The sequence below is a fragment of the Staphylococcus sp. HMSC14C01 genome (genome assembly GCF_001808085.1).
Classification (GTDB): domain Bacteria; phylum Bacillota; class Bacilli; order Staphylococcales; family Staphylococcaceae; genus Staphylococcus; species Staphylococcus hominis.
Genome location: NZ_KV792024.1, coordinates 24,629 through 32,219, shown reverse-complemented (window position 1 = coordinate 32,219; position 7,591 = coordinate 24,629). Strand labels below are relative to the sequence as shown.

General features: G+C 33.1%; 4 protein-coding genes and 1 other annotated feature. All 4 genes read right to left on the bottom strand.

Going from position 1 to position 7,591, the window contains the following annotated elements:
- The coding region (locus tag HMPREF3131_RS03890) for a SasC/FmtB family protein (RefSeq protein WP_141738174.1) at nucleotides 1–3,074 on the bottom strand (3,074 nt) is incomplete at its 3' end.
- 246 nt (nucleotides 3,075–3,320) lie between these two features.
- Complete coding sequence (locus HMPREF3131_RS03885; protein ID WP_017176351.1) at nucleotides 3,321–3,632, bottom strand: rhodanese-like domain-containing protein; 312 nt, start codon at nucleotides 3,630–3,632, stop codon at nucleotides 3,321–3,323.
- An 18-nt stretch (nucleotides 3,633–3,650) separates the two neighbouring features.
- The gene (gene leuS, locus HMPREF3131_RS03880; RefSeq protein WP_017176352.1) at nucleotides 3,651–6,065 is read right to left on the bottom strand and encodes a leucine--tRNA ligase; all 2,415 of its coding nucleotides are present in this window, start codon (nucleotides 6,063–6,065) and stop codon (nucleotides 3,651–3,653) included.
- A 47-nt stretch (nucleotides 6,066–6,112) separates the two neighbouring features.
- Nucleotides 6,113–6,303: a binding site (T-box leader), on the bottom strand.
- 65 nt (nucleotides 6,304–6,368) lie between these two features.
- The gene (locus HMPREF3131_RS03875) at nucleotides 6,369–7,553 is read right to left on the bottom strand and encodes an MDR family MFS transporter (RefSeq protein WP_025987199.1); all 1,185 of its coding nucleotides are present in this window, start codon (nucleotides 7,551–7,553) and stop codon (nucleotides 6,369–6,371) included.
- Between the last annotated feature and the right edge of the window lie 38 nt (nucleotides 7,554–7,591).

Genomic DNA, 7,591 nt, shown 5'->3' with positions numbered 1-7,591 from the left:
TTTGCAGCTTCTTTTTCTTCTGTTGTCGCATCCTGGATTCGATCAATTGCCTCTTTCTTAGCTCTAGCTACTTCATCAATTGCCTCTCTTGCTTTTATTTTTTTCGTAATTTCTGGTTGGATTGCATTAATAAAATTCGTACCATTTGTTTTAGCAGTATCTACATTTTCATTTTTTAGTGCTTGATGAATTTGTTCCTTAGCCTTAGTAACCTCTTGATCTATTTTCGCTATTGCTGCCTCTTTTTCTTCTACTGTTGCATCAGGTGTTTGATCAATTGCTGCTTTTTTAATTCGGGCTACCTCATCGATTGTATCTCTTGCATCTGATTTTTTAACCACTTCTGGAATAACTGCATTAATTGCAGTTATTCCTTCATTTTGTGCATCATCTACACTTGAATTAGTAGTTGCTTGATTAATATTATTTTTAGCTTCGGTTACTATTTTATCTACTTTTACCTTTGCGACTTCTTTTTCTTCTATAGTCGCATCTTCTATTAAATCAATTTCTTGTTTTTTAGCTATAGCGGCTTGATCAATTGCTTGTGCAGCAGCATTTTTCTTTACTGGATGCGCTACTACTTGTGATATTTCGTTTACTTTGTTTTCTTTTAATATTTCAATTTCATTATTGTGATTTAGACTATTAATATCTGCTTTTGCTCTAGCTACCAAATTATCTATCTCAGTTTTAGCTGCATTTTTTTCTTCTAAAGTTGCATTATTATCCTTATCTATTTCAACTTTTCTTGCAGATGCTATATTATCTATTGCAGTTCTAGCGTTACTTCGAACAGTTGGAGTTATAGTAGCAGCATTCACACTATCTATGCTACTTGTTTTTTGTTGCGCTACACCATTATTTGTAGTTTCATTCATAATATTTGTTGTAGCCTCTGACACTAAATTATCAATCGTTGCTTTTGCAGCTTCTTTTTCTTCTACTGTTGCATCAGGATTATTATCAAACTCTACTTTTTTAGCATTTGCTCTTTCAGTTAATTCATCAATTGCTGCTTGCTTTACTGTTGGAGTAAGATCAATCATTGTAATTTCATTAATTCCAGTGTCTTTATTTGTTGCTACATCATTTGAAGTCATTGATTGATCAACAGTTGTATAACTAGATTGTAGTGCTTGATTCACTTGCTCAATCACAGCATTTTTTTCTTCAATTGTAGCTGTATCGTTACCCATAAAGAGCGCTCTTTTAGTTCTTGCAACTTTGTCTAATGATAATTTAGCATGTGCTTTATCTAAATTTAAATCGATACTATTAATCGTTGCTTGATCTTTCAATTCACTTATAGGCATCTCATCTGTTTCAGCTAATACTTCTTTAGCTTTTCTAAGTACCACTTGCATTGCTTCCCATACTTCTGGTGAATTATCGTTTTGATCAAGATTGGCTAAATCATCCTCAATTTCTGTTACTTTGTCTCTCAAATGTTGCTTATACATTTTAACTGTAATAGTTTGTTTATCTAATACAATATCTCCTTGTCGCATAGCAGAATCAACACTTACAAATTCATTATGCACACCGTATCTTGTATAATGATCGCCATTATTACGTCCAAAATCTTTAGAATCACTTAACCTATTCATATTTATACCATCTGTAACATAAGTCAAATGTCCTAAGAATTCTTTTTCAATTGGTCGATCAGTTGGTAAGGATAATCCTATAGAAATATTTTTACTTGCTCCTGCTTCAAGTCGATCTATTTTAACTGTTAACTCTTTAGTTGCTGCATTAAATTTTCCAGTAGCATTTTTTGTAGATACATATGTCACATCTTCTGGTAAAACAATCGTATATTCTGTTTTATTTGAACTAGAATGTCCTCTATTTTCAATTCTAAACCCTATTTCTTGATAAACTCGATCAGCATTTATGGATCCAGATTGTGCAAAGTAGTGTGTATTATTTACTGTCGCAGTTAAATATGCGCCACTATTAATGGTAACATCAGCTAACACTCCGCCTCCAAAGTTATTAGGACCAGTAAGGAGTCTATGTCCATTAGTAGAATCAGTACTACGATTTAATGCCGATTCAAATCTTAATCTTAATCGTGAGACTGTTTCTGGCACTTGAAATACACCTACAAAGTTACCAATTGGGTTCTGTAATATATCCGGAGTTCCTTTATATAAAAGTGTAGAAGGATTATTCGCATCGTAAATATACACTCTTGCACCATTAACCCCCCATATATTATTCATACTACTAGAAATATAATGTAATTGGATTTCTGATCCAGGAGTAACATCAACATCTTGGTAAATTGATCCTACTGTAGGATCAGCTATACCTGGAACTTGATTAAAGTTACCATTATATTTTGATAGTACTACACCAATTTTATTATTGGTTTTATCGAATATATAAGGATTGTATGCGGGCAACGATTTAGGACCCCAAATTAATGGAATGATGGTTTGATCATTACTATTTACATGCCAACCCGGTACAGTATTTGCTTCATTCATTGCAGACTCTAAATTCTTAGTCGGTATCGTCGCACCCTGTGAATTATCTGTAAATGTCCCATTAATGATTTGACCAGTATTTTGTTCATTTACAGCCATCGGATCTGTATTTGTAGTACTAGGAGTGTTATCTACTGAACGTTTCCCTCTTCTATGTGGTTGATTAACGTTTGTAGTTTCATGATTATTTTCATTACTAACTACGTCATTAGTTGTTACTTTCTCATTATGATTTGTATTATTTTCAGTGCTATTAATTACATTATTCACTGTACCTTCTTCACGTTCACGGTTAATTGAATAATCACTTGAAGTATTACTTTCATTATTTCGATTATTTTCATTTGAATTAGATGTATTTGCTGACGTTGTTTCATTATGTGGTTGTTCAATATTAGTATTTTGTTTATTAATCGTCGCACTTTCATTCGTTTGTGGCGCACTTGTATTTGTTTCTGCATCATGAGTTGCTGCATGACCAGGATGTGATAAAAACACTAATGTAGCAATTAGCGTTGAAAATGTCCCCACACTAAATTTACGAATACTAAATTTCTGTTTTTTAAAAAGATTCATTATGTTTCCTCCTTGATGTTCTCTCTTGATGTCAATTGTTATAATGAAAATGTTTTATGTATGCTATAGTTGTTACTCTCACTTACATAATATTATATTCACACTTAAATATAATATCATAATAAAATTAAAAGTACTACAACTAAATAATATAAAAATATTAAAAATAAGTTAAATTATAAAAAAACAGCGAAGAATCATAACTTCGCTGTTTTTCTGTATTATTGTTTAAATATCTATAAATCATTATATACTGTCTATTTCAATACCTTCATCACCCCATGCTTGCATGCCACCTTCAACATTAACTGCATGAATACCTTCATTTTCAAGGTAGTTCGCTACTTTTTCACTACGAACACCTGCAGCACAAACGATGTAGTACGTTTCATTTTTATTAAATTGATTTAAGTTATCAGCAATTTGATCCATTGGAATAGTTTTAGCACCAGGAATTGTCCCCATTGCAGTTTCTTCATCTGTTCGCACATCGATAATATTTACTGGATTAGATCCTAGTATTTTCTCTTTTAATTGATCTACTGTAATTGTTTCCATTTTAAAACTCCTCTTCCATTATTTTGCAACGATATTCACTAATTTTTGAGGTACAGCGATAACTTTTTTAATCTCTTTACCTTCTATAGATAGTTTAACATTTTCATTTTGTAATGCTAACTCTTGCATATCTTCTTTAGATAAGTCTTTAGGAATATTGATTTTCGCTCTTACTTTACCATTAACTTGCACTACAATTTCAATCTCATCATCTACAAGTAATGATTCATTATACGTAGGCCAAGGTTGATACGTAATAGTTTCTTGATTGCCTAAACGTTGCCATAACTCTTCACTAATGTGAGGGGCAATTGGTGCTAACATTTTAACAAATCCTTCTACATAAGGTTTGTAAATGTGATTCGCTTTATAACAATCATTGATAAATACCATTAATTGACTAATTGCCGTATTAAAGTTAAGAGTATCAAAGTCTTCAGTCACTTTTTTAACCGTTTGATTATAAACTTTATCTAATGAATTATCGTTATTTTCAACAATTTTATTAGATAATGACCCATCTTCATTAATGAATAATCTCCATACACGATCTAAGAAACGTCTAGAGCCATCTAATCCATTTTCACTCCATGCTATAGCTGCATCTAATGGTCCCATAAACATTTCATATAGGCGTAATGTATCTGCGCCATGTGATGCTACGATATCATCAGGATTAACAACGTTACCCTTAGATTTACTCATTTTTTCGTTGCCTTCACCGAGAATCATACCTTGGTTGAATAATTTTTGGAATGGTTCTTTCGTAGGAACTACACCTAAATCATATAATACTTTATGCCAGAATCTTGAATACAGTAAGTGAAGGACAGCATGTTCTACTCCACCAATATATAAGTCTACCGGCAACCAATGTTTTAATTTCTCTGGATCTGCTAACATATTCTCATTATGTGGATCAATATATCGTAAATAATACCAACAACTACCAGCCCATTGTGGCATAGTATTTGTTTCGCGACGACCTTTCATGCCTGTTTTTTCATCAACAACATTTACAAAGTCATCAATATTGGCTAATGGTGATTCACCCGTACCAGATGGTTTGATTTGGTCAGTTTCAGGAAGTAATAATGGAAGTTCTTCTTCAGGCACAGTTGTCATCGTACCATCTTCCCAATGAATCACTGGAATTGGTTCTCCCCAATAACGTTGTCTACTAAATAACCAGTCACGTAATTTGTAATTCACTTTTTTCTCGCCAGCACCTTTGGCTTCGAGTAAAGTAATTGCTTTAGAAATTGCTTCTTTATTATCTAGCCCATCTAGTTCGCCAGAATTGATATGTGCTCCTTCTCCAGTATATGCTTCTTCTTGAACATTTCCGCCCTCGATGACTTCAATGATAGGTAAATCAAATTTCTTAGCAAATTCATGGTCGCGCTCATCATGTCCTGGTACTGCCATCACTGCACCCGTACCATAAGTCGATAATACATAATCAGCAATCCAAATTGGAAGTTTTTTACCTGATAATGGGTTAATAGCATACGCCCCAGTAAACACACCTGATTTATCTTTTGCTAAATCAGTACGCTCTAAGTCTGATTTTTTTGATGCTTCTTCTTGATACTGTTTAACCACTTCTTTTTTGTCATCAGTAGTCATTTCATTCACTAACGCATGTTCAGGACTAAGTACTAAGAATGTTGTACCGTAGATAGTATCTGGACGTGTTGTAAACACATCAATAGTGTCATTAGTATTTTCAACATTAAATGACACACGTGCACCTTCAGAACGACCAATCCAGTTTCTTTGCATATCTTTAATTGATTCAGGCCAATCTAATTCATCTAAATCTTCTAATAAACGATCGGCATATTCTGTAATTTTTAATACCCATTGTTTCATCGGACGTCTATATACAGGATGACCTCCACGTTCTGATACACCATCTACAACCTCTTCATTTGATAACACTGTACCAAGTGCTGGACACCAGTTTACTGCAACCTCATCTACATATGCGAGTCCTTTATTATAAAGCTGAATAAAAATCCATTGCGTCCATTTATAATATTCAGGATCTGTAGTATTAACTTCTCGATCCCAGTCATAACTAAAACCTAGTTCTTGAATTTGACGTTTAAATGTTTGAACATTCTTTTTAGTAAATTCTCTAGGATCATTTCCTGTATCTAACGCGTACTGCTCAGCGGGTAATCCAAAGGCATCCCACCCCATTGGATGTAATACATTATATCCTTGCATACGTTTATAACGAGAAATAATATCCGTTGCAGTATATCCTTCTGGATGTCCTACGTGTAATCCCGCACCAGATGGATATGGAAACATATCTAATGCATAGAATTTTTTTTGGCCTAAATTATCGCTTGCTTTGAATGTTTTATTCTCAGCCCAATAATTTTGCCATTTCTGTTCAATCTCTTTGTGATTATAACCCAAAGTATTTTCCTCCTAATAAAAATAAAACACCTCAAACTATTACTTTTGACAGGGACGACTTTCTTTAGCCGCGGTACCACCCTCATTCACATTTTACATGTGCACTTTATAATAGTAAGAGATGTTTTAAATTCGATTAATTAACGGTAAGTTCACTTAATTCTTAACGCTAGTTTGCACCACCACTAGCTCTCTTTAGAAAAGTATTTAAGTTACTACTCCAATACAGTTTAATATTATGAGATTCGTAACCTAATTGCAAGTGGTTCAGCATATTTTATATGTTTAATTTCAAGTTGTCTTTCAACGATTTTCATGTTGTGAATGTTTTGGTAGACCCTTATCAAAAATAGATAAGAAAAACATTCCAATTAATAAAAGAATGATCATTCCTATGAACATTGCACTCATATTGAATGTATCTACCAATATACCCCCGATTAGAGGACCAAATGCTTTCCCTACAGTTGATGCAGAATTTACTACACCCTGATATTGACCTTGCTTACCTTGCGGTGCTAAATAATTGGCAATCGTTGGTACTGCAGGCCATACAAACATTTCACCAAAAGTAAGAATAATCATTCCTATTAAGAAAACAGTAAATTGTTCTGCAAAACTTGTAACAAAGAATGACAACATAAAAATTAAAATACCAACAAACATTTGATATTTTAAGTTTCCTTTTAACAAACGAATGACTGGTCTAATTAATGGTTGTGCAACTAAAATCATAATTCCATTTACTGTCCATAATACACTATATTGAGACATTGAAATATTAATTTGTTGCGTAAATGAAGCTATTGTTGTTTCCCATTGAATGTATCCAATCCAACAAATACTAAACATGGCACATAATAGTATTAAAGCTATAAAACGTTTTTTATTTTCTTTACTTTGGATATCTAGACTATCTGGTGATTTCACTTTAGCATGGTATTCTAAATTAAATTGCGTAAAGGCTACAATTCCAAATAATACGTACATGATTAAATTAGCTAAGAAGATAAAATTAAAGCTAAATTCAGCAACGAATCCTCCCATTGCAGCTCCGGTAGCAACACCTATGTTTTGAGCTAAGTAAATAGCATTAAAAGTTGTTCTGCCACCATTAGGCCAAACGGCACCAGCCATTGCATAGATTGCTGGAACAATCATTCCCCCACCAAAACCAAGTAGCACTAACCAAACTGCATACCACGGCCATCCATGAAAGAAATTAAGTAATGTTGTACTAAGCAAACAAGTAATAGTACCTATCATGATTGTTCTATAACCACCTAACTTATCGAACAACGTTCCACCTAGTAAGTTACCAACTACCATTCCAAAAGAATTAATCATTAGAACAATCCCAGAAACTGTCAAGCTTTTTCCTAATTCTTCTTTCATATAAATCGTATTTAAAGGCCATAAAAAGCTAGAGCCAGTTATATTTAATGCCATTCCTATAACTAGCCACCATACTGATCTAGGTATATTCATAATTTTTAAGTCCTCTCTTTATATTTTTATCGAACTAT